Origin of the sequence: Cellulomonas sp. PSBB021, assembly GCF_002240455.1 — a bacterium.
GTDB lineage: Bacteria > Actinomycetota > Actinomycetes > Actinomycetales > Cellulomonadaceae > Cellulomonas > Cellulomonas uda.
Map to the genome: position 1 here is coordinate 1712334 of NZ_CP021430.1, position 20884 is coordinate 1733217.

A 20884-nucleotide genomic window follows, 5' to 3' on the forward strand; every position below is an offset into this window, starting at 1 on the left:
CGGGGCGCGCGTCGCACCGGAGCGCGCGCTCCCGCTCCACGTCACGCGAACGGCGCGACAGACGCGACCGCAGGGACGCCGCCGCCGACCCCCTGCCCCACCCGTGCGGCGAGGCCGACGATCGCGCGGCGGGCCGGCGATCCCGGTGCGATCTCCCGCAGCGTGCGCGCCTCGAGCACCGCCGCGTCGAGGCTCGGCCGGTCGTCCGGCACCAGCACCGCGTCACGCACGCCCGCGTACCGCTCGAGAGCTCCCGCGACCGCGCGAGCGGCCTGGGGCCCCGCGACCGACGCGCGCACACGATTGACGACGACGTGCTGCGGGGTGATCCCGAGCTCCCCGAGGTCGGACAGCGCGCGCACGAGGCGTTGGATGCCGACCGGGTCCGCGGACCCGACCACGACGACCTCGTCGGCCGCCGCGAGCGCCCCGAGCGTCGCGGCGTTGCGCCGCGGCGCGCGCGTGTCGTAGCTCAGCACCTCGTCCTGCTCGACCGAGAACCCGCAGTCGACGACGACGAGCGCCGCGAGCCGCCGCGCGACCACCCAGACCGCGTCGAGCGCCGAGCCCGGCAGCTCGGGCCACCGGTCGGCGCGCGTGATGCCCGACAGCAGCCTCAGGTCCCCGCTCACGTACGGCGCGAGGCGCGCGAGCGTCACGAGGTCGAGCGAGCCCTGCCCCGCCGCGCGGGCCGCGGCCGCCAGACCGGGCGACTCGTCGAGCAGGCCGAGCAGCTGCGCGAGGCAGCCGCCGTACGTGTCGGCGTCCGCGAGCAGCGTCGACCGGCCGGCCGCCGCCGCCTCCGCGGCGAGGTTCAGCGCGACCGTGGACCGGCCGGGCGCACCCGTCGGGCCCCAGACCGCCACGAGGCGGCCACGCTCGGCGGGCGGGACCGGCGCCTCGTCCCACGGCGCGGCTCCCGACCAGTGCGGGCCGTCGGGGACGTCGGGTGCGGGCGCTCGGTGCATCCCCTGCACGAGCGTCACGACGCGGTCCGCGAGCGCGGCCGCTCCCCCGGCGTCCACGGGTGCGTCGAGGACGAGGTCGGCAGCGGCGACGCGCGCCCGGTCCGCCGCGGACGTGCGCTCGGGGTCCAGCAGGACGACGACGGCGGCGCCGGCGGCGCGCAGGACCGCGACCGCGGTCAGGTCGAGCTGCTCGACGTCGGACGAGACCACCGCGACACGCCCCAGACCGGCGTCCGCCGCCGCCTGCAGCTCCGCGAGGTCGGCGCACCGACGGGTGACCCGCAGCGCGGGGTCGTCGTCGAGCGCGCGGACCACCGCGACCTCGGCCGTCCCGCGCACGGCGCACAGCACGCCGACGACGCCCGGCGACTGCTCGCTCATCGCCCGGCCGGCCCGGGGACGGGCAGGACGTCGATCGCGCCCTCGGCCGAGAGCGCGGCGAGCAGCGAGGCGAGCGCGTCCTGCGGGACCAGCACGTGCACCACGGCCGCCCCGCTCGTGGCGAACGTCCCCTCGGGCCGGTTCACCTCGGCGACCGTCACCCCCGTCGCCAGCGTCCGCGGCCCCGGCGCGTCCTTGCCCTCCTTGCCCTGCTCGGAGGAGGACGCAGGCGGCTTGGGCGTGAACCACACGTCGACGACCGCGCCCGCCACGACGTCGTCGGACGGCGCCGACCGCACCGGGACCGCGACCGGCCGCAGCGCGACGTCCGCTGCGGATCCCAGCGCGTCGGCCGGGACCAGCTCACCCGCGCCGACCGTGCGCAGCGCGACCGCGTCCTGCGGCAAGGCGCGGGACGCCGAGACGTACTCCGCGCCCGCGAGCTCGGGCAGGCGCACCTCGACGACGACGAGGTCGTCCGGGCCCACCGCGGACCCCGGGACGAGCACGCCACGCGTCGCGTAGACCGGCACGGTCTCCTGCGCGGACCGCACGGCCCACGCGCCGAGCGCGACGGCGGCGGCGACGAGCACGATCCCCGCGAGCAGCCGTGGGTCGCGCCACCCGGGACGGCGCAGCCGCGCCGCGGTCGGCGCAGGGAGGTCGAGCAGGGCGGTGTCCACGCGGGCTCCTTCGGTCGTCGGCGCTCCGCATCCTGCCCCAGACGGCGGGGGCGAAGCGGGCGAAACGGAAGGATTGTGGATAACCGGATGTGCCCGCCACCGCGTGCCACACTGCGGTCATGCCGCAGCGGTACCTCTCCCTCGCCGACGTCGCCGAGACCCTCGGGGTCTCGGTCGGCCAGGTGCGCACCATGGTGACGACGGGCGAGCTCGAGGGCTTCCAGATGGGCGGGCGCAAGATCTGGCGCGTCGACGTCGCCGACCTCGAGGCCTACGTCCAGCGCGCGAAGGCGCGGACGCGCGAGCGCATCACGAGCGGCGCGGGGTTCGACGACGAGGGCCGCGACGAGTCCTGACGCCCGTCCGGCGGTCGCACCCCGGCCTCCGGGACCGCACCCGCGGTCACCTCAGCCGGACCGCACGACGAGCAGCGTCTCGAACGCGAACGTCCAGCCCGCGGCTCCGCGCGCGGCGTCCGCGGGCGTGACGTCGACGTGGTCGGCGCCGACCCGGTCGATGCGCCCGGAGACGCTCACGCCCTGCGCGTCGACCCGCACGAGCGTGCGGTCCCGCGCCACGGCGCGCAGCGCGTGGCCCAGCGCGAGCCGGCGCTCGACCTCGCCCGCGGCCGGTGCCGCCCATGCGCCGAGGCCGACGACCGCGGTCACGGCCGCCGTCGGCACGAGAGCACGTCGGACGCCGTCGGGCGCGAGGAGCACCCACTGCGGCGCCGCGTCGACGACGACGCCGTCGACCGTCTGACCGTCGCGCAGCACGAGTCGCAGCGTCGTCGCGCGCGCGGCCCGCAGCCGGTCCGCCAGGTGCACCTGCGCCCGCTCGGCACGCGTCAGCTCGGCGACCTCGTCACGCAGGTCCTGGGCCCGAGCGGCATCGAGACCGCTCTCCAGGTCCGCGAACAGCGCCTCCCACCGCACGCGCCCACGGTAGCGGTGACCGACCCTCGGCGGGCGCGACCGCCGACCGCGAAGCAGCCCGCCGGGTAGCCAGGAGGCGGACACGACTGGACAGATCGGACAGTCCTCCGCTAGACCTACGGACATCAAACGTGATCAAACGACATCATCACGAAGCATGCGGGGGGAAACATGACCAGCAGGGCACGTCGCCGGCCCATGGCGACGACGGCCGCGACGCTCGCCGTCGCCGCACTGACCGCCGCCGCGGTCGCGGTCGCGCTCGTGCTGGCCGCACTGGCGGCCGCACAGCCGGACCGGCCCCTGGCGGTGCAGGACGTCGTCAACGTCGCGGTCGCCGCGCTGGGCGCGGCGGTCGCCGCGTGGCTCGCGGTGTCCTGCGCCCTGGGGTCGGCGTGCGTCGCCGGGCGGCTGGTCGGGGCCGGCTGGCGCTCCGGCGAGGCGCTCCTGCGGCGCTGCGCGCCCGTCGTCGTGCGACGGGCCGTCGCAGGTGCCGTCGGTGCGAGCCTCGGGCTCGGGCTCGTCGCGACCGGGGCGCAGGCGGCGCCCGTCGACCCGGCACCGGTGGCGGTGAGCGTCGCCGACGAGGCGCCGTCCGAGCCTCCTGCACCCCGCACGGGCGCGGACGGCGTGGCGGACGGCACCCTCGAGGGCCCCTCGCGGGGCTCGGGCGTCGTCCCCGTGGGTTCTGTGGCGGTCGGCTCGGTCGACTCGGTCCGCGACACCGGGACCGCGCCGCAGGCCCCGGTCGGGGCTCCGGACCCGGCGTCGCCCGCGCTCGGCTGGCCGGTCACCGCACCGACGGACGGCACGTCCCCCACGCATGGCACTGCCCCCGCGGACGGCGCTCTGCCCCCGGACGGCCCGGCACCCGCACCGGTCGCCGCGGGCTGGGTCCCGACGAGCGGTGCGGCCGCGGACGGCGCGGGCGGCCGGACGGACGGCGCCACGGGAGACCGCGCGCGTGGCGCGAGCGCCGCCGCCCAGAGCGCTGGTCAGACCGCGGGTCCTGTCGCTGGTCAGGTCGCGGGTCGGTCGGGTGACCGCGGACCGGCCACGGCGCCCGCCGGCGGCGCGGACCGAGCCGACGTGGTCGTGGTCGCGGCCGGCGACTCGCTCTGGTCGATCGCCGCCGCCCACCTGCCGCGTGGCGCGAGTGACGCGCAGGTCGCCGCAGCCTGGCCGCGCTGGTACGAGGCGAACCGCGACGTCGTCGGGGACGACCCCGACGTCCTCCAGCCCGGCCAGCAGCTCACGGCTCCCGCGACGGAGGCGGCCCGATGAGCGCGCTCACCGTCGCGGAGGTCGCCTCGCCGCTCGAGGATGCGCTCGCCGCCGGGATCGCCGCACCGCGCCGGCCCCGGGCGGGGACCCACTTGCGCCTCGCGGGCGCACCGCGCGTGCGTCCGCTGCCCGACCTGGCGCCCTCCCCCGCCCCCCTGCCCGAGGTCGAGCACGACGTGCGCCCGGTCCACACGCTGCGCACGCGCATCGCCGTGCTGCGCAGCACGGACCGCACGGACCTCGGCGACGACGCCGACGAGCCGGCACCCGCGGCGCCCGTGGACCCGCGCGCGCTCGTCGGGTCGCTCGCCCTCGCGAGCGTGGAGTCGCTCGTCGGCCGACGCTCGGTCGCACAGCTCGCCCGATGGCTCACGCCCGGGGTCTACGACGCGCTGCACGCGCGCGCCACCGCCTCGGCGCGGGTGCTCGCCGCCCGCGGCGGCGGACGGTCGGTCGTGGTCCGCAGCGTGCGGGGCTGCCGGACGCAGGAGCGTGTCCTCGAGGCGAGCGCGGTCGTGGACGACGGGACGCGCGTGCGGGCGGTCGCGATGCGGCTCGAGGCGCACCGCCGGTCGTGGCGCGTGACGGCGCTCGAGATCGGCTGACCGGCCCACGCACCACGGCACCACGGCACCACGGCACCACGGCACCACCGCACGACGCACGACGCGACGACGCCGCCGGCGGGATCCCCCGCCGGCGGCGTCTCGTCGTGCTCGTGTCGGCCCGCAGGCCCGTCACGTCAGCGCTTGCGCTGCTGCTTCGCCGCGCGACGACGGGCCTCGCGGTTGCCCGCGTCGCCGGACGGCGCCGGCTCGTCCTCCGGGGCCGCCGCCTGCGCGACACCGGTCGCGTCGCCGTCCACGGACGGCGCCGAGTACTGCAGCGGGACGCGTCGCTCCGGCCCGTCGATCCCCTTCGCGACCAGGCGCGGGCCACCGCCCGCAGCGGCCGCCGCGGAGTCGGCGGTCACCACGGGACCGTCCTGCACCGAGGTGTCCTCGTCGGTCTGCACCTGGACCTGCAGGTTGTACAGGTAGGCGACCGTCTCCTCCTTGATGGCGTCGGTCATCGCGTTGAACAGCTGGAACCCCTCGCGCTGGTACTCGACGAGCGGGTCGCGCTGCGCCATCGCCCGCAGCCCGATGCCCTCCTTGAGGTAGTCCATCTCGTAGAGGTGCTCACGCCACTTGCGGTCGAGCACGGACAGCGTCACGCGACGCTCGAGCTGACGCATGTTGTCCGAGCCGATCTGCTGCTCGCGGTCGGCGTAGGCGACCTCGGCGTCGGACGCGAGCTCACGCGTGAGCAGCTCGGCCGTGAGCCGCGTGGGTCCACCCGCCTCCTCGACGACGTCCTCGGGCGTGATGGAGACGGGGAACACCGCACGCAGCGCCGTCCACAGCGCCTCGAGGTCCCAGTCCTCCGGACGCCCCTCGGCCGTGGCGCCCTCGACGTACGCGGAGATGACGTCGGACCGGAAGTGCCCGACCTGCTCCTGCAGGTCCTCGCCCTCGAGCACGCGCCGACGCTGGTCGTAGATGACCTCGCGCTGGCGGGACATCACGTCGTCGTACTTCAGGACGTTCTTGCGGATCTCGAAGTTGCGCGACTCGACCTGCGACTGCGCCGACTGGATACCGCGCGTGACGATCTTCGACTCGAGCGGCAGGTCCTCCGGGAAGCCCGCGCGCGTCATCATCGACTCGGCGAGGCCCGAGTTGAACAGGCGCATGAGGTCGTCCTGCAGCGACAGGTAGAACCGGGACTCGCCCGGGTCGCCCTGACGGCCCGACCGGCCGCGCAGCTGGTTGTCGATGCGGCGCGACTCGTGACGCTCGGTGCCGAGCACGTACAGCCCGCCGAGCTCCACGACCTCGTCGTGCTCCGCCGCGACGGCCTGCCGGGCCTTCTCGAGCGCACCGGGCCACGCGGCCTCGTACTCGTCGGCGTTCTCGGCGGGGTCCAGGCCACGTGCCGCGAGGTCCGCGACAGCCATGAACTCCGCGTTGCCGCCGAGCATGATGTCGGTACCGCGGCCGGCCATGTTCGTGGCGACCGTGACGGCGCCCTTACGGCCCGCCTGCGCGACGATCGCGGCCTCGCGCGCGTGCTGCTTGGCGTTCAGCACCTCGTGCGGGACACCGAGCTTGCGCAGCTTGGTGGACAGCAGCTCGGACTTCTCGACGCTCGTCGTGCCGACGAGCACGGGCTGGCCCTTGGCGTGCCGCTCCACGATGTCCTCGACGACCGCGTCGAACTTGCCGGCCTCGCTCTTGTAGACGAGGTCGCGCTGGTCGATGCGCTGCATCTCGCGGTTCGTGGGGATCGGCACGACGCCGAGCTTGTACGTGCCCTGGAACTCCGCCGCCTCGGTCTCGGCGGTACCGGTCATGCCCGAGAGCTTGGCGTACAGCCGGAAGTAGTTCTGCAGCGTGATGGTGGCGAGCGTCTGGTTCTCGGCCTTGATGGCCACGCCCTCCTTGGCCTCGATGGCCTGGTGCATGCCCTCGTTGTAGCGGCGCCCGGGCAGGATGCGGCCCGTGTGCTCGTCGACGATCAGCACCTCGCCGTTCATCACGACGTAGTCCTTGTCGCGCTTGAACAGCTCCTTCGCCTTGATGGCGTTGTTGAGGAAGCCGATCAGCGGCGTGTTCAGCGACTCGTACAGGTTGTCGATGCCGAGGTAGTCCTCGACGCGCTCGATGCCCGGCTCGAGGACGCCGACGGTGCGCTTCTTCTCGTCGACCTCGTAGTCACGCTCGGGCTGCAGGCGGCGCACGACCTTCGCGAACTCCGCGTACCAGCGGTTCGCGTCGCCCGAGGACGGGCCCGAGATGATCAGCGGCGTACGCGCCTCGTCGATGAGGATCGAGTCCACCTCGTCGACGATCGCGAAGTTGTGGCCGCGCTGCACGAGCTCGTCCGTGCTCCACGCCATGTTGTCGCGCAGGTAGTCGAAGCCGAACTCGTTGTTCGTGCCGTACGTGATGTCCGCGGCGTACTGCTCACGGCGCTCCGCGGGCGTCATCGACGACAGGATGCAGCCCGTCGTCAGACCCAGGAACCGGAACACGCGGCCCATCAGCTCGCTCTGGTAGCTCGCCAGGTAGTCGTTGACCGTGACGACGTGCACGCCCTTGCCGGTCAGCGCGTTGAGGTACGCCGGCGCCGTGGCGACCAGCGTCTTGCCCTCACCGGTCTTCATCTCGGCGATGTTGCCGAGGTGCAGGGCCGCGCCGCCCATCAGCTGGACGTCGAAGTGCCGCTGCCCGAGCGTGCGGCGGGCCGCCTCACGCACCGTCGCGAACGCCTCCGCGAGGATGTCGTCGAGCGTCTCACCGTCCGCGAGGCGCTGCTTGAAGCGGTCGGTCTCCTCCCGCAGCTCCGCGTCGCTCAGCGACTCGAACGCGTCCTCCAGGGCGTTGACCTGCTGGGCGACGCCCGACAGCTTCTTGAGGATCCGACCCTCACCGAGTCGCAGGACCTTCTCGAGAATCGCTGACACGCATGACTCCTGGTGTAGACGCCCCGTGCGTGGTCGGCGCGGGGTGGCGCGGGCGCCCGGCGGCGTCGCCGAGCCCGACCATGGTAGGCGAGGCAGCGCTCCGTGGGCGCAGGACGACCACAGCAGTCACGAGCAGGATCGCGCCCACCACGCCCCAGGCGCCGAGCCGCTCGTCCCGGACCACGACCGCGAGCGCCGCTGCGGTCACCGGCTCGAGCAGCGACAGCAGGGTCGCCGTCGTCGCCGGCACGGTGCGCAGGCCCGTGAAGTACGCGCTGTAGGCCGCCGCGGTGGGCACCACCGCGAGGAACACGAGCCACGCCCAGCCCGCGGCGTCGTGCGGCACGCGCAGCCCGACCGAGGCGGCGTACGGCACGAGCAGGACCCCGCCGAGCGTGAACGCCAGCGCGGTCACGGCGAGCCCGTCGAGCCCGGGCACCGGGCGGGTGTTCACCGCGGTCAGCGACGCGAACGCCACCGCGGCGACCAGCGCGAGCGCGACACCTCCCGCGTCGACCGCGTGCCCCGCGTCGCGGCCCAGCACCAGCGCCGTGAGACCTGCGAGCGCGAGGGCGAGCGCGAGGGCCGTGCTGCGTCCCGGCCACGCCCTCGCCCGCAGCGCCGTCGCGGACGCGACGAGCAGCGGCGCCGCTCCGAGCGTCACGAGCGTCGCCACGGCGACCCCGGCCCGCGCGACCGCCTCGAAGTAGGCGGCCTCGAAGACCGCGATCAGGCCAGCGGTCGCCAGGACGCGCACCGCCGCGGCCCGCGAGCGCGGCACGCCGCGCAGACGCCCGGTGACCGCGAGCGCGACGAGCAGCAGGCCGCCGCCGCCGAGCAGGCGGTAGGCCGCGACCGCGGCGCTCGTCAGTCCGGCCGCGTCGCCGAGCTCGGCTCCCGCCAGACCGCCGGTCCCCCACAGCACGCCGGCGAGCGCGACGAGCCAGAAGTCCCCGCGACGGCCCACCCGAGCTCCCTCCGACACCGCTCGACACGCGCCTGACCTGCGGCGCGGCACCCTCGCGCGACCACGGGGGGCTCAGCGACCGTGCGCCAGCCTACGGGCCAGCGCGACGGCGAGGTCACCCCCGATGCCGTCCGTCCCGAGGACGACCTCGGGCACGCCCGCCCAGCGGCCGACGAGCACGAGCTCGTCCACGAGCGCTGCCGCGACCTCGTCGTCGTCCGGCACGCGCGTCCCCCGCCCCGCCGCCCGGTCCCGGGCGCCGGGTGCGCGGTGCGCGGCCTGCACGACGAGCCGGCCCGAGGCCCGGTCGGCCTTGAGGTCGACGAGCGCCTCGATCGCCTCGTCCATGAGGAACGGCAGGACGTAGTAGCCCCACCGGCGCTGCGCCGCGGGTACGTAGATCTCGATCCGGTACCGCAGCCCGAACAGCTCCTCGAGCCGTCGACGCTCGAACACCAGCGGGTCGAACGGGCTGAGCAGCGCGCGCCCGGTCGCCCGCCGCGGCGTCGTCGCCTCGACGTGGCGGTACGCCTCGCGCCAGCCGTCGACCCGCACGGGCACGAGGACGCCGGCGTCCACGAGCTCCGCCACCGCCCGCCGGGTCGGTGCGGTGCGCAGCCGGAAGTAGTCCGCCAGGCAGCCGAGCGTGCCGATGCCGTGCGCGCGGGCCGAGATCTCGACGAGCGCGCGCACCGCCTCCTCGCCGTCCGGCGCCGGCAGGTCCGCGACCGGGCGCGGCAGCACCCGCGCGGGGACGTCGTACAGCCGCTCGAACGCCGCGTTCCGGCCGCTGACGGCCACGTCGCCGGCGAAGAACAGGTACTCCAGGGCGCTCTTCGCGACCGTCCAGTTCCACCCCCACGCGCCGGTGGGGCGCGGGAACCGCTCGGCGAACAGCGCGTGCACCTGCTGCGAGGTCACGGGACCCCGCTCCGCGACGACCGTGCGCACCTCCTCGAGCACGGGCGAGTCGCGCAGCGGGACACCCTCGACCAGGTGCCCGCCGAACCGCTCGCGGTCCTCCCGGCGGCGCCACTCGAGCAGGCGGTACGTCTCCGGGGGCACGTACGACGCCACGTGCGCCCACGACTCGACGAGGCGGCGCGGCGCACGGCCCGCCGCACGGTCGAGCAACGCGGTGTCGTAAGGCCCGAGCCGGGAGAACAACGGGACCTGGTGGGCGCGCGCGAGCACGTTGACCGAGTCGATCTGGAGCAGCCCGATGCGGTCGACGACCTGCTGGACCTGGCGCATCGTGACCGCGCGCCCCGCGCGGGGGCGGTGCAGCCCCTGGGCGGCCAGCGCGATCCGCCGCGCCTGCGCGAGCGTGTAGCGCTCGGGGGCGGCAGACGCCGCGCGGGCGCCGGCGGCTCGCGCCGCGGTCGGCTCTGTTCCGGTGCTCGTGACCACGCGGTCATCCTGCCGCCGGCCACCGACACGCCTCACCGGCGAGGCGGGACGACGCGACAGCGAGGCGGGACGACGCGACAGCGCCCGGCCGGGGGCGTGCCGCCGGCCGGGCGCGTCGGTCTCGGGAGCCGCCCGGCGGTCAGCCGACCGCCTGCGCGCGCTCGGTGCCCACGACGGGCGAGTCGAGCTTGATCACGCCGTAGCTCCAGCCGCGGCGCCGGTACGCGACCGCGGGCTGGGCGGTCTCGGCGTCGACGAACAGGAAGAAGTCGTGCCCGACGAGCTCCATCTCGTACAGCGCGTCGTCGATCGTCATGGGCTGCGCCTGGTGGGTCTTCTCACGGATGACCACCGGCGAGTCGCCGAGCGTGACCTCCACCGCGCCGTCGACCGCGACCGGGGTGTCGGCCGCGAGGGGTTCCTCCTGGGGCGGCCGGACGTCCACGGGGGTCAGCGGAGTGTGGTTGCGGTGGTCCTTGCGTCGGTCGCGCATCCGGCGCAGCCGCTCGAGCAGCTTCGCGAGCGCGAGGTCGAGCGCGGCGTACCGGTCGTCGGCGCACGCCTCGGCGCGGATCACGGGCCCCTTGTCGACGACGGTGAGCTCGACGCGTTCCGAGCTGTCCGCCTGACGGGGGTTGACCTCGTGCGAGACGAGGACGTCGATCCGCTGGGCGCGGGGGGCCAGCTGCTCGACCTTCGCGAGCTTGTCCGTCAGGTGTGCCCGGAACTTCGGGGACACCTCGGTGTGCCGGCCTGCAACCACGATCTCCATGAGAGCCTCCTGGGAGGTGAGGGGCGGCGGGGCCGCCGCCCGATGTCTGCGGTCGTGGCCCTCGAGAGGGCCGCTGCGGGCATCACCTCCTCCACGCGCCCGAGGGTTCGCGAGGAACCCGTCCGTGCGGCGCCGTCGGCTCGGACTGCCACGCTAACGCCGCAGGGGGCACGTGACCACTGTGCGCGCCGGGAACGTCGCTCCCGCGGGCGGAAGGTCCCGGATTCACCCTGTCGGAGCAACCCCACCTGCGGCGACCAGGTGCATCGGGCCGCGGCCCGCCCCGCGGTCGGCCGGGCCGGGCGTGGACGCGAGCGTGACGGCCGCGCGCGGCGACGCGCCTGCGACGACGAGCGCGCGCTGCGCGGCCGCGAGCGTCGCACCGCTCGTCAGCACGTCGTCGACGAGCACGACGACACGGCCGTGCAGCGCGTCGCGATGCCGCGCCGCGACGCGCACGTCGACCCGGGCGCGGTCGCGCACGCCCCGCCCGACCTGGTCGGCACGGTCACCGCGCCGGCGGCGCAGGACCCGCGCCACACGAGCCGGGCGTCCGGCGGCGCGCAGGCCCTCGACCACGCCGCGTGCGAGCTCGTCGACGTGCGCGAAGCCACGGCGCCGCCGCGCCACGGGTGTCGACGGCGCGGGGACGACGAGCACGGGCGCGGTCGGCCGCGAGCGGGGGCAGGGCTCCGCCGCGAGGGACTCGTCGAGCACCGCCGCGCAGGCGGCCCCGAGCCGTCGGGCGTGCCCGACGAGCGGACGCGTCAGGTCCCGCCGCCCGCGGTCCTTCCACGCGATCACGGCCGCGCGCACCGGGCCGGCACAGTCCGCCAGCGTGAGCACGGGCAGACCCCGCGCCCCCACGGGGTCGAGGCGACCCGCACGGTCCTCGCAGCGCCACGGGTCCTCGTCGAACGCCGAGCGGCAGGACGCGCACCACGCGACGTCGGCGAGGTCGCACCCCGCGCACCGCACGGGCAGGACCAGGTGCACGACCTGCGCCCACCACGCGCGGACGAGCGCGGCCACCGCCGCGCCGCGCCCCGTCCCATCGTCCCGCACGCCCCCAGGGTGACGCCGACGGCGCCGCGCGGGACCGGCACGGCGTCCGGCTGGGGACGGGCGCGCCGGGCTGCGGGGCTGGGGTCGGGTGGCCTGGCGGATCGCGCCGGTCCCACCGACGCACCGCGCGCCCTTTTCGCACAGTTGCTCCCGGTCTGTACTGTGTGCGCCGTCCGGGACCGCACGCCGTGGTCGCGGATGACCGGCCGGACGACGACGTCTGCGGTGCCCAGCAGCCCTGACCACGCGACGACGAACGAGCCGGAGGGTCCGACCATGCCGCCGAGAGCGAAGAGCATCCTGATCTGGATCGTCGTGGTCTTCGTCATCTACGCCGTGGTGCGCAACCCGGACAAGGCCGCCGACGTCGTGCGGTCCGTGTGGGACTTCATCTACGGCGCGTTCGCGGGGTTCGCGCAGTTCTTCAGCAACCTGGCGGCCTGACGGGCTCGCCGGGGGCCGCTGCGCCGGTGAGGAGGTGACGGGGGTGGACGACGACGCGACCCGGATCGTCATGTCCCACCGGCTGCTGCGCCGTTACATCCTGCCGGGCGAGCGCGTGGTGCTCGCGGCGCGGCGGCACTGGGCGCAGCTGGTCGAGCCTGCGCTCACGGCGACGGGCGTGTTCGTCCTGTGCGGCTGGCTCACGATCGCGCTGACCCCGACGCTGGGGGACGGTGCGCTGTGGGTCTGGTGGCTGTGGGCCGCGGCCTTGGCTCGGTTCGCCTGGCTGGCGCTCGTGTGGCGGGTCGAGTGGTTCGTCGCGACCGACAAGCGGATGCTCCTGCTGACCGGGCTCGTCACCCACCAGATCGGGATGATGCCGCTCATGAAGGTCACGGACATGCGGTACTCGCGGTCCGTGCTCGGCCAGCTGCTCGGCTACGGGCAGTTCCTGCTCGAGTCCGCCGGCCAGGACCAGGCGCTGCGGCAGATCAACTGGGTCGCCCGCCCCGACGCGACGTACCGGGACCTGTGCGCGCTGATCTTCACGCCGGGCGAGGCGCCGCCCCCGGACGGCGAGGACGACGCGGGTCCCCTGCCACCCGCAGTCCTGCCCGCGCGCCCGACCGGCCACGGCCGGCACTCGGCGGCGGCGCAGGACCCCGACGAGACGTCCGACGACGAGCTCGACGACGCGTACGCCGACTTCCCCGACGACGAGCCCGACGAGGACGACGGGCGCTACGAGCCGCACGACACGCAGCCGCTGCGCGTGCGACCGCGCGTCGGCCCCCAGCCCGTCGTCGAGACCGTCGTCGAGCGGTCGTGGGACGTCTCCGAGCCGACCACACGCTTCGTCGACCTGACCGGCCGCGGGCGGCGCCACGAGGACGACGTGCCCGACGCCCCGCCGTGGCCATCGCGTCCGGGCCGCGACGAGGGCCGCGGCCGGTAGCCGTCAAGGCGCGTCGGATCCGCGGCCACCCGGCGGGCGTGCCTACCGTCAGCCCGGGTACGCCGGGTCCCGCACCCCCTCGACGTGCGTGACGGCCGCCCACGTCGAGCCGACCAGCCGGTGCAGCGTGCCGTCGGTCGTCGCGACGTACACGACGCGCCCGCCCGCGAGGCCCGCGAGGTCGGGGACCTCGGCCTCGGTGGTCGTGCGCCCCGCGACGGGCACCTTGTGCACGAGCACCGACGAGTCGCTCGACCCCACGACGCCGAGCACGGACTCGTCGAGCCACACGACGTCGCTCGCGTCCTGGAGCACCGCACCCGCGCGCACGGGCTCGCCGATGTTCTGCGGCGTGCCCTGCGCGTCGCGCACCACCGCCGCGACGTCGACGGACACCCCGTCCGAGCCGCGCGAGACCACCGCGAGGCGGGTCGCGTCGCGCGCCATGCGCAACGCGACCACCGTGCGCCCGTCGAGCCACTCGGCGGGGACCACGACCGGGTCGAGCCCCTGCTTGACCGCGATGACACCCTCGCCGGGCCGTGCGGTCCACACCCAGCCGAGCCGGTCGACCGACGGTGCGACGAGCCGCGGCCCGTCGAGCAGCACCTGCGAGGGGCTGTCCTCGAGCGGCACCGTCACGAGCGTGCCGGCCGGGTCGAGCATCACGCGGACGGTGCCGTCCTCGTCGCGCGCGGGCGAGCGTGCGCCCACGGGCAGCGGAGCGACGCCCTCGACCGGGCCGAGCCCGTCCTCGCCGAGCGTCACGAGCCGGTCGTCCTGGATCATCTCGACCGGTCCGTCCGGCAGGCCGCCGCGCTGCACCGACCGCGTGTCGACGATCGGCACGGAGCCCGCGGTGACCTTCACCTCGCGCACCCCGGGGACCTGCCGCAGCGTCGCGTCGAGCTGGGCGTACAGGCTCGCGGTGTCGCCCTTGAGCACGGTCGTGCCCATGTCGAGCGGCACGGTCGCGATGCCCGAGTCGTCGACGACGACGGTGTCGGCCTGCAGCTGCACGCCCTCGGGGACGGCCGTGGTCACGGCGTCCCGCAGCCACGGGGACGGGCCGGCGAGCAGCGCGCGCGCGACCCAGGTCTGCAGGTTGTGGGACTGCGAGGGGAACCAGCGCGTCTCGGGCACGAGGAACGTGCCGTCGGCGGACAGGAAGTACAGCGAGGTCGCGCGGAACTGCTTGTCGAAGACCGACTCCGACAGGACCAGACCGTCGGGCGCGTCCGCGATCCGCCACTCCCCCGAGCGGTTGCGCACGAGCTCGTACGTCAGCGCCCGCTGCGCGTCCCGGGGCGCCTCGGTGAACCGCCCGTCCGCGTCGACGCGAGCGGTGAGCGGGATCGTGGCGATCACGGTCCCGGCCTGTGTCGAGGCCGGGATCACGGGGTCGTCGTACACGAGGACCTCCGCAAGCGGCTCCCACGACTGGAGCGCCGCCCCCGTGAGGTACTCGCGCGCCGTGGAGAACTCGCCGACGAAGCCCGCGGCCCCCGCGAGCTGGAAACCCTCGACGATCTGCTGCGGCGTGGCGCCGGCGCGGGGGCCCTCGGCGAGCACGTCGACGTCCCGGCTCTCCGAGACGGTGCCGTCGCCCTCGCGCACCGCACCCGACGTCGGGATCGCCGCGCACGCGCCCAGGGCGGCCGTCGCGACGAGCGCGCCGAGCAGGCGCACCACGCGTGCGCCCCCGCGGCCGGCGGGAGCGCCGGCGGACCGGCGACGGGCCGTGCTCATCGCACCTCCTGACGTTCGCGCGGGTCGGTCGACGGCTCGTCCCCGAGGTCCGGCAGCGCCGCCGGGTCGGTCCGCGGGCGGCTGACGGTCCGCGTCACGGGGTCGGGCGGCACGGTGTCCTCCGGGACGAGCGGGAGCGGCGAGTCGGTGAGCCGGATGCCGGCACGCCGCGGGAGCGTGAGCCGGAAGCTCGCACCCCGGCCCGGGCGGCCCCACGCCTCGAGCCAGCCGCCGTGCAAGTGCGCGTCCTCGAGCGAGATCGCGAGCCCGAGTCCCGTGCCGCCCGTGGTGCGCGCGCGAGCGGGGTCGGCGCGCCAGAAGCGGTCGAACACGTGCTGGGCCTCGTCGGCGGTCATCCCGACGCCGTGGTCCCGCACGGTCACGGCGACCGCGTTGCGGTCCGCGGCGACGACGACCTCGACCGTGCTGGCCTCGGCGTGCTCGACCGCGTTGACGAGCAGGTTGCGCAGCACGCGCTCGACGCGGCGCGGGTCGATGTCCGCGACGCACTCCGACGCGGACAGGTCGACGCGCAGCCACGAGCCGCGTCGTCCCGCGAGCGGGAACGTGTGCTCGACCGCCGCGAGGACCACGTCCCGCACGTCGCGCGAGTCCGCGTCGAGCACGGCGGCGCCGGCGTCGAAGCGGCTGATCTCGAGCAGGTCCGCGAGCAGGTCCTCGAAGCGGTCGAGCTGGGTCTGCAGCAGCTCGGCGGACCGCTTGACCGCGGGGTCGAAGTCGTCGCGCGAGGCGTGGATGACCTCGCCCGCCATGCGGATCGTCGTGAGCGGGGTGCGCAGCTCGTGCGACACGTCGGACACGAACCGGCGCTGCACGGCCGAGAGCTCCTCCATGCGGCGGATCTGGTCCTGCAGGCTCGCGGCCATCTCGTTGAACGAGGACGCGAGCGTCGCCATCTCGTCCTCGCCGCGCACCGGCATGCGCTCCGCGAGGTGGCCGTCGGCGAGCCGCTCGGCGACCTCGGCCGCGCGGCGCACGGGACGCACCGCCTGCCGGGTCACGAGCCACGTCATGCCGCCCAGGAGGACGACGAGCGCGGCCGCGGCGGCCGCCAGGGTCCGCAGCAGGAAGTCCAGCCGCTCCTGCTCGGCCTGCAGGCTGTAGAGGAAGAACAGGCCGTACTCGCCGGCCTGCGGCACGGTGACGTCCTGCCCGACGACGACCGCCGGCTCGACGCGTCCGCCGACCTCCCAGGCGACCGACTGCCAGTGCTGGCCGCCCTCGGCCGTCGCGTCCTGCAGCCGTTCGCTCACCAGGTCCGCGAGCGCCAGCTTGGAGCCCGCGACGCCGACCGACAGGGCCGACTCCTCCCCCGGCGCGCGCAGGAGGAACACCTCACGCTCGCCCGTGCCGCCGGACGCCTGCGCGGCGGCCACCTCACGCAGGAGCCGCTGCACGTCGACCGCCGTCTGCGCGTTCGACGAGTCGAACGTCGTCTGCGCCTGCGCGGTGCTGCGCGCGCTCTCGGTGAGGAGCTGCTCGACGCGGCCCGTGTACAGCCCATCCTTCATGCGCTCGCCGACGTACAGCCCGATCGCGCCGAGCGCGGCGAGGCCGAGCGCGAGCGTCGTCGTGATGACGCGGACCTGCAGCGACGAGCGCCACGCGTGCCCCCAGCGCCGCAGCCGACGGCCCGCGCGCGCCCGCAGCAGCCGCCCGGTCCCCCTCAGCCGCGGCATCGCGCGTGCCCCCCGGCGGTCCCGGCCGTCACGTGGGCGTCACACCTGCCTTGTACCCGACGCCCCGGACGGTCACGACGATCTCCGGCTGCTCGGGGTCGTTCTCGATCTTGCTGCGCAGGCGCTGGACGTGGACGTTGACGAGACGCGTGTCCGCGGCGTGCCGGTACCCCCAGACCTTCTCGAGCAGCACCTCGCGGGTGAACACCTGCCACGGCTTGCGCGCGAGCGCGACGAGGAGGTCGAACTCGAGCGGCGTGAGCGACACCGGGCGGCCGCCGCGCTCGACCCGGTGGCCGGGCACGTCGATCGTCACGTCGCCGATGGTCAGGTGCTCGGGCGCGGGCTCGTCGGACCGGCGCAGGCGGGCGCGCACGCGCGCGACGAGCTCCTTGGGCTTGAACGGCTTGGAGATGTAGTCGTCCGCGCCCGACTCGAGGCCCAGGACGACGTCGACCGTGTCGCTCTTGGCGGTGAGCATGACGATGGGCACGCCCGACTCGGCGCGGATCTGCCGGCACACCTCGTTGCCGTCCTTGCCGGGCAGCATGAGGTCGAGCAGGACGAGGTCCGGCTGGGTCTGGCGGAACACGCCCAGCGCCTCGTCGCCGTCCTCGCAGAACACCGGGTCGAAACCCTCCGACCGCAGCACGATCCCGATCATCTCGGCCAGGGCGGTGTCGTCGTCGACCACCAGCACGCGTCCCTTCATGGCGGCATTGTCGCACCGCGACCCGGCAGCTCCGGGTGATGCCGTGCCGCCGACCGGGTGGATCTGCCTCGCGGGACGCCCGACGTGGCACGATGAGGGCGCGCTCGGCCCCGACCGCGCGCTGCCACGACCGGGCGACCGACCCGGCCACCGACGCGAGGGAGCGACGCTCGATGACGGGCCCGCAGGACGCCGACCAGACGCCCACGTGGGCCGCGCCCGGATCGGCGCCGTCGACACCGCCGACGCCCGCCGCACCGACCGTGCCCTCCGTGCCAGCCGTGCCCCCTGCGGCCCCCGCGGCGGACGGCTGGGGACCGGCGCCCGGTGCGCAGCCGCCCGCGCCCTACCCTCCCGCCGGCCAGCCGGCGCCCGGCTACGGCACGCCGCCGGGCTACGGTCCCCCGCCGGGCTACGGTCCCCCGCCCGGGTACGGGCCTCCGCCCGGGTACGGCACCACCGCTCCCGGCTACGGCCCCGCGGGCTGGCAGCCGCCCGCCGCGCGCCCGGGGATCATCCCGCTGCGCCCGCTGAACCTCGGCGAGATCCTCGACGGCGCGTTCCGGGCGGTGCGCGCCAACCCGGCGGTCATGTTCGGGCTGTCGTTCGCGGTCGTCGCGGTCGCCGTGCTGCTGCAGGGCGTCCTCACGTGGTACGTCGGCGGCCTGCTCGCGCAGGAGTGGTCCTCGGTCCTCGACGACCCGGTCCTCGTCGACTCGGGCCTGGCCGACGACGGCGCGAGCTCGCTCGGCGCCTCCAGCGCGATGCTGCTGACGCAGCCGGTCACCGCGCTCGCCACCACGATCCTCGTCGGCCTGCTCATCGTGAGCGTCAGCCGCTCGGTCATCGCACGCAAGGCGACCATGTCGCAGGTGCTGCGCTCGGGACGCGTGTGGCACGTCGTCGGCTTCTCGCTGCTGCAGGGCGTCGCGGTCACCCTGGTCGCCGCGGTCGCCATCGGGATCGGCGTGCTGATCGCGACGCAGACCTCGTGGGGCTGGGTGCTCGCGTACGCGCTCCTCGCGGGGCTCGCGTTCGTCGTCGCGGCGCTGTGGTTCGGCGTGCGCACGTTGCTCGTGCCGGCGGCGCTCATGCTCGAGCAGCGCAAGTTCTGGCCGACCGTGGCGCGCGCCTGGCGCCTCACGCGCGGCAGCTTCTGGCGCCTGCTCGGCATCCAGATCCTCACCTACCTCATCGCGAGCGTCGTCGCGTGGGTGGTGCAGTTCCCCGTCACGCTCGTGCTCACGTTCGTCGTCGGCTCGACCGACGCGCTGAGCGGCGGGGCGATCGCGGTGACGTCGGTCGGCAACGTGCTCGCGCTGACGCTCACGACCGTCTTCACGGCGACCGTCGTCGCACTGCTGTACATCGACACGCGCATGCGCCGCGAGGGCCTCGACATCGAGCTCGCGCGCGCGGCGGAGCAGGCCGCGTGACGCCAGGCGCGCTGCTCGCGCGGGTCCTCGGCGCGGTGGAGCCGCCCGTGACGCCCGACGCCGAGACCGCACGCCGCTGGGCCGTCGAGGAGCTCGCGAGCCCGGAGTACCAGGACCGGCGCTCGGTCCTCGAGCGGCTGCTGGAGTGGCTGCAGCGGCAGTTCTCGGACATGCAGGGCGTCTCGCTCGACGGGCCCGTGGTCGCGCTCGTGCTGGTGGGCGCGGTGGCGCTGGCGCTGCTGGTGGCGTGGTGGGTCGCCGGTCCGGTGCGCAGCGGGCGCGCGTCCGCGACCCGCACGGTGCTCGACCACGACGACACGCGCACCGCCGCGCAGCTGCGCGCCGCGGCGGACGCGGCCGCGCGTGCGGGTGACTGGACCACCGCGGTGCTCGAGCGGTTCCGCGCCGTCGTGCGCGACCTCGAGGAGCGCGCGGTGCTCGACGAGCGTCCCGGGCGCACCGCACACGAGGCCACGCTCGACGCGGGCGCCCGGCTGCCCGACGTCTCCGCGGAGCTCGTCGCGGGCGGCACGCTGTTCGACGACGTGGCGTACGGCGGCCGGACCGCGACGCGCGTCGACGACGACCGGCTCCGCGCGCTCGTCGTCGCGGTCGGCGCCGCGCGGCCGACCGCGCCCGCGGGCACCGCGCACCACGGCTCGGTGGCGGTGCCGCGATGAGCACCACGGACGTGCACGCCGGCAGCCACCCGGCCGGTGTGGTCGGCGACGGGACGACGACGCGCTCGCGCGCCGCCGGCCGCTGGCGGCGCCTGCGGGTCCCGCTCGCGCTCGTCGCGGCGCTCCTGGTGATCGGTCTGCTCGCCGCGCTGCCCGAGCCGCGCACCTCGACCACGCCGCTCGCACCGGACAACCCGGGACCGACGGGTGCACGGGCCGTCGCGCAGATCCTCGGGCGGCACGGCGTGGACGTGCAGTACACGCGCCGGTTCGCCGACGTCGTCGCGGCAGACGCGCCGGGCGTGACCGTCGCGGTGCTCGGCGAGTCCGCGCTCGGTGACGCGCAGGTCGACGCGCTGCGCGGCCTCGGGGCGGACCTCGTGCTCGTCGGCACACCGTGGACGGCCGAGCAGGTCGCGGGGATCCGCGGCGGCTTCGGCGCCACGAGCGACGCCCCGCGGCCGGCCCGCTGCGACGACCCCGACGCGCGCGCCGCGGGCACGGTCGTCTCGACCGGTGCGCTGGTCGCCGCACCCGGCCAGGTCGGTTGCTTCCCCTCGGCCGGGGCGTCGGTCGCGTACGTCGTGGCGCAGGTCGACGGCCACCGTGTCGCGGCGCTCGGCAGCGCGGACCTCCTGACGAACGACCACCTTCAGACCGCCGGCAACGCCGCGCTCGCTCTGCGGGTGCTGGGTCGCGGCGAACGCCTCGTCTGGTACCTGCCGTCCTGGGACGACCCGTGGGACGGCACCGCGTCCGACGAGACGCTCGCGAGCACGATGCCCCCGTGGACCGGACCGCTGCTGTGGATGCTCGCGCTCGTCGTCGTGGTCGCGGGCGTGTGGCGCGGACGACGGTTCGGGCGGCTCGTCGTCGAGCCGCTGCCCGTCGTCGTGCGGGCCGGCGAGACGACGCGTGGCCGCGGACGGCTGTACCGCCGGGGCCGCGCGCACGGGCACGCGGCGGCCGCCCTGCGCGCCGCGACCGCGAGCCGGTGCGCCGCGCGGCTCGGCCTGCCGCGCTCGGCCGCCGCACCCGACGTGATCGACGCGGTCGCGCGCGCCACGGGACGCGACGCGGCCGGCGTCGAGGAGCTGCTGTACGGCCCGCCACCGACCACCGACTCCGCGCTGGCCCAGCTGGCCGGCCGGCTCGACACCCTGGAGAGCGAGGTTCACCGATCGTGACCGACGACGTGACCGTCCCCCGAGCAGCCCCCCGAGCAGCCCCCCGAG

The 20884-nt window shown here is 75.7% G+C and carries 19 protein-coding genes; 8 read left to right on the top strand and 11 right to left on the bottom strand.

Annotated elements, in window-relative coordinates; genetic code table 11:
* Positions 1-41 precede the first annotated feature (41 nt).
* Together CBP52_RS07770 and CBP52_RS07775 are read right to left on the bottom strand one after the other, a co-directional pair.
* On the bottom strand, positions 42-1349 hold the full coding sequence (locus tag CBP52_RS07770) for a hypothetical protein (RefSeq protein ID WP_094180473.1): 1308 nt from the start codon (positions 1347-1349) through the stop codon (positions 42-44).
* Positions 1346-2032, bottom strand: a complete 687-nt coding sequence (locus CBP52_RS07775) for a hypothetical protein (RefSeq protein ID WP_094180474.1) — start codon at positions 2030-2032, stop codon at positions 1346-1348. The genes CBP52_RS07770 and CBP52_RS07775 overlap by 4 nt, the downstream gene beginning before the upstream one ends.
* Positions 2033-2151: 119 nt before the next feature.
* Here CBP52_RS07775 and CBP52_RS07780 point away from each other — a divergent pair, with 119 nt between their 5' ends.
* Entirely contained in the window at positions 2152-2388 is a 237-nt protein-coding gene (locus tag CBP52_RS07780) for a helix-turn-helix domain-containing protein (RefSeq protein WP_094182244.1), read from the top strand.
* A 51-nt stretch (positions 2389-2439) separates the two neighbouring features.
* Here the strand turns inward: CBP52_RS07780 and CBP52_RS07785 are convergent, their stop codons facing one another.
* The gene (locus CBP52_RS07785; protein ID WP_094180475.1) at positions 2440-2967 is read right to left on the bottom strand and encodes a hypothetical protein; all 528 of its coding nucleotides are present in this window, start codon (positions 2965-2967) and stop codon (positions 2440-2442) included.
* A 171-nt stretch (positions 2968-3138) separates the two neighbouring features.
* Here CBP52_RS07785 and CBP52_RS07790 point away from each other — a divergent pair, with 171 nt between their 5' ends.
* Entirely contained in the window at positions 3139-4251 is a 1113-nt protein-coding gene (locus CBP52_RS07790) for a LysM peptidoglycan-binding domain-containing protein (protein ID WP_157732539.1), read from the top strand.
* Positions 4248-4856, top strand: coding sequence for an Rv3235 family protein (locus CBP52_RS07795; RefSeq protein WP_094180477.1), 609 nt, complete (start codon positions 4248-4250; stop codon positions 4854-4856). The genes CBP52_RS07790 and CBP52_RS07795 overlap by 4 nt, the downstream gene beginning before the upstream one ends.
* A 137-nt stretch (positions 4857-4993) precedes the next feature.
* Here the strand turns inward: CBP52_RS07795 and secA are convergent, their stop codons facing one another.
* The 5 genes from secA to CBP52_RS07820 form a co-directional block, all read right to left on the bottom strand.
* Positions 4994-7759, bottom strand: coding sequence for a preprotein translocase subunit SecA (secA, locus tag CBP52_RS07800; RefSeq protein ID WP_094180478.1), 2766 nt, complete (start codon positions 7757-7759; stop codon positions 4994-4996).
* Positions 7722-8726, bottom strand: coding sequence for a DMT family transporter (locus CBP52_RS07805; RefSeq protein WP_094180479.1), 1005 nt, complete (start codon positions 8724-8726; stop codon positions 7722-7724). Before CBP52_RS07805 ends, secA begins: the two co-directional genes overlap by 38 nt.
* A gap of 72 nt (positions 8727-8798) precedes the next feature.
* The gene (locus tag CBP52_RS07810) at positions 8799-10136 is read right to left on the bottom strand and encodes a winged helix-turn-helix domain-containing protein (protein WP_369826324.1); all 1338 of its coding nucleotides are present in this window, start codon (positions 10134-10136) and stop codon (positions 8799-8801) included.
* Between the two features lie 139 nt (positions 10137-10275).
* A complete protein-coding gene (hpf, locus tag CBP52_RS07815; RefSeq protein WP_094180480.1) occupies positions 10276-10908 on the bottom strand; it encodes a ribosome hibernation-promoting factor, HPF/YfiA family in 633 nt (210 codons plus the stop codon).
* A 225-nt stretch (positions 10909-11133) separates the two neighbouring features.
* A complete protein-coding gene (locus CBP52_RS07820; RefSeq protein ID WP_157732540.1) occupies positions 11134-11973 on the bottom strand; it encodes a ComF family protein in 840 nt (279 codons plus the stop codon).
* 276 nt (positions 11974-12249) lie between these two features.
* Between CBP52_RS07820 and CBP52_RS17875 the strand changes: the two genes are divergently transcribed.
* On the top strand, positions 12250-12417 hold the full coding sequence (locus CBP52_RS17875; RefSeq protein ID WP_166771971.1) for a hypothetical protein: 168 nt from the start codon (positions 12250-12252) through the stop codon (positions 12415-12417).
* A 43-nt stretch (positions 12418-12460) separates the two neighbouring features.
* A complete protein-coding gene (locus CBP52_RS07830) occupies positions 12461-13372 on the top strand; it encodes a PH domain-containing protein (protein WP_094180483.1) in 912 nt (303 codons plus the stop codon).
* Between the two features lie 48 nt (positions 13373-13420).
* Here the strand turns inward: CBP52_RS07830 and CBP52_RS07835 are convergent, their stop codons facing one another.
* The 3 genes from CBP52_RS07835 to mtrA are packed head-to-tail and all read right to left on the bottom strand — an operon-like array spanning position 13421 to position 17533.
* A complete protein-coding gene (locus CBP52_RS07835; RefSeq protein ID WP_094180484.1) occupies positions 13421-15121 on the bottom strand; it encodes an LpqB family beta-propeller domain-containing protein in 1701 nt (566 codons plus the stop codon).
* Complete coding sequence (gene mtrB, locus CBP52_RS07840; RefSeq protein WP_094180485.1) at positions 15118-16821, bottom strand: MtrAB system histidine kinase MtrB; 1704 nt, start codon at positions 16819-16821, stop codon at positions 15118-15120. Before mtrB ends, CBP52_RS07835 begins: the two co-directional genes overlap by 4 nt.
* Positions 16822-16849: 28 nt before the next feature.
* Entirely contained in the window at positions 16850-17533 is a 684-nt protein-coding gene (gene mtrA, locus CBP52_RS07845) for an MtrAB system response regulator MtrA (protein WP_094180486.1), read from the bottom strand.
* A 272-nt stretch (positions 17534-17805) separates the two neighbouring features.
* Here mtrA and CBP52_RS07850 point away from each other — a divergent pair, with 272 nt between their 5' ends.
* Genes CBP52_RS07850 through CBP52_RS07860 form a run of 3 tightly spaced genes read left to right on the top strand, consistent with a single transcriptional unit; the run spans position 17806 to position 20836 of the window.
* Complete coding sequence (locus CBP52_RS07850) at positions 17806-18969, top strand: hypothetical protein (protein ID WP_166771942.1); 1164 nt, start codon at positions 17806-17808, stop codon at positions 18967-18969.
* Positions 18966-19649, top strand: coding sequence for a DUF4129 domain-containing protein (locus tag CBP52_RS07855; protein WP_232514707.1), 684 nt, complete (start codon positions 18966-18968; stop codon positions 19647-19649). The genes CBP52_RS07850 and CBP52_RS07855 overlap by 4 nt, the downstream gene beginning before the upstream one ends.
* Positions 19646-20836, top strand: a complete 1191-nt coding sequence (locus CBP52_RS07860; protein ID WP_094180487.1) for a DUF4350 domain-containing protein — start codon at positions 19646-19648, stop codon at positions 20834-20836. Before CBP52_RS07855 ends, CBP52_RS07860 begins: the two co-directional genes overlap by 4 nt.
* Positions 20837-20884 lie beyond the last annotated feature (48 nt).

What these genes read in the sequence shown, in the direction of transcription:
- CBP52_RS07770 (WP_094180473.1), bottom strand. Translation starts at nt 1,349, where the DNA reads ATGAGCGAGCAGTCGCCGGGCGTCGTCGGCGTGCTGTGCGCCGTGCGC.
- CBP52_RS07780 (WP_094182244.1), top strand. Translation starts at nt 2,152, where the DNA reads ATGCCGCAGCGGTACCTCTCCCTCGCCGACGTCGCCGAGACCCTCGGG.
- CBP52_RS07790 (WP_157732539.1), top strand. Translation starts at nt 3,139, where the DNA reads ATGACCAGCAGGGCACGTCGCCGGCCCATGGCGACGACGGCCGCGACG.
- CBP52_RS07795 (WP_094180477.1), top strand. Translation starts at nt 4,248, where the DNA reads ATGAGCGCGCTCACCGTCGCGGAGGTCGCCTCGCCGCTCGAGGATGCG.
- hpf (WP_094180480.1), bottom strand. Translation starts at nt 10,908, where the DNA reads ATGGAGATCGTGGTTGCAGGCCGGCACACCGAGGTGTCCCCGAAGTTC.
- CBP52_RS17875 (WP_166771971.1), top strand. Translation starts at nt 12,250, where the DNA reads ATGCCGCCGAGAGCGAAGAGCATCCTGATCTGGATCGTCGTGGTCTTC.
- CBP52_RS07835 (WP_094180484.1), bottom strand. Translation starts at nt 15,121, where the DNA reads ATGAGCACGGCCCGTCGCCGGTCCGCCGGCGCTCCCGCCGGCCGCGGG.
- mtrB (WP_094180485.1), bottom strand. Translation starts at nt 16,821, where the DNA reads ATGCCGCGGCTGAGGGGGACCGGGCGGCTGCTGCGGGCGCGCGCGGGC.
- mtrA (WP_094180486.1), bottom strand. Translation starts at nt 17,533, where the DNA reads ATGAAGGGACGCGTGCTGGTGGTCGACGACGACACCGCCCTGGCCGAG.
- CBP52_RS07860 (WP_094180487.1), top strand. Translation starts at nt 19,646, where the DNA reads ATGAGCACCACGGACGTGCACGCCGGCAGCCACCCGGCCGGTGTGGTC.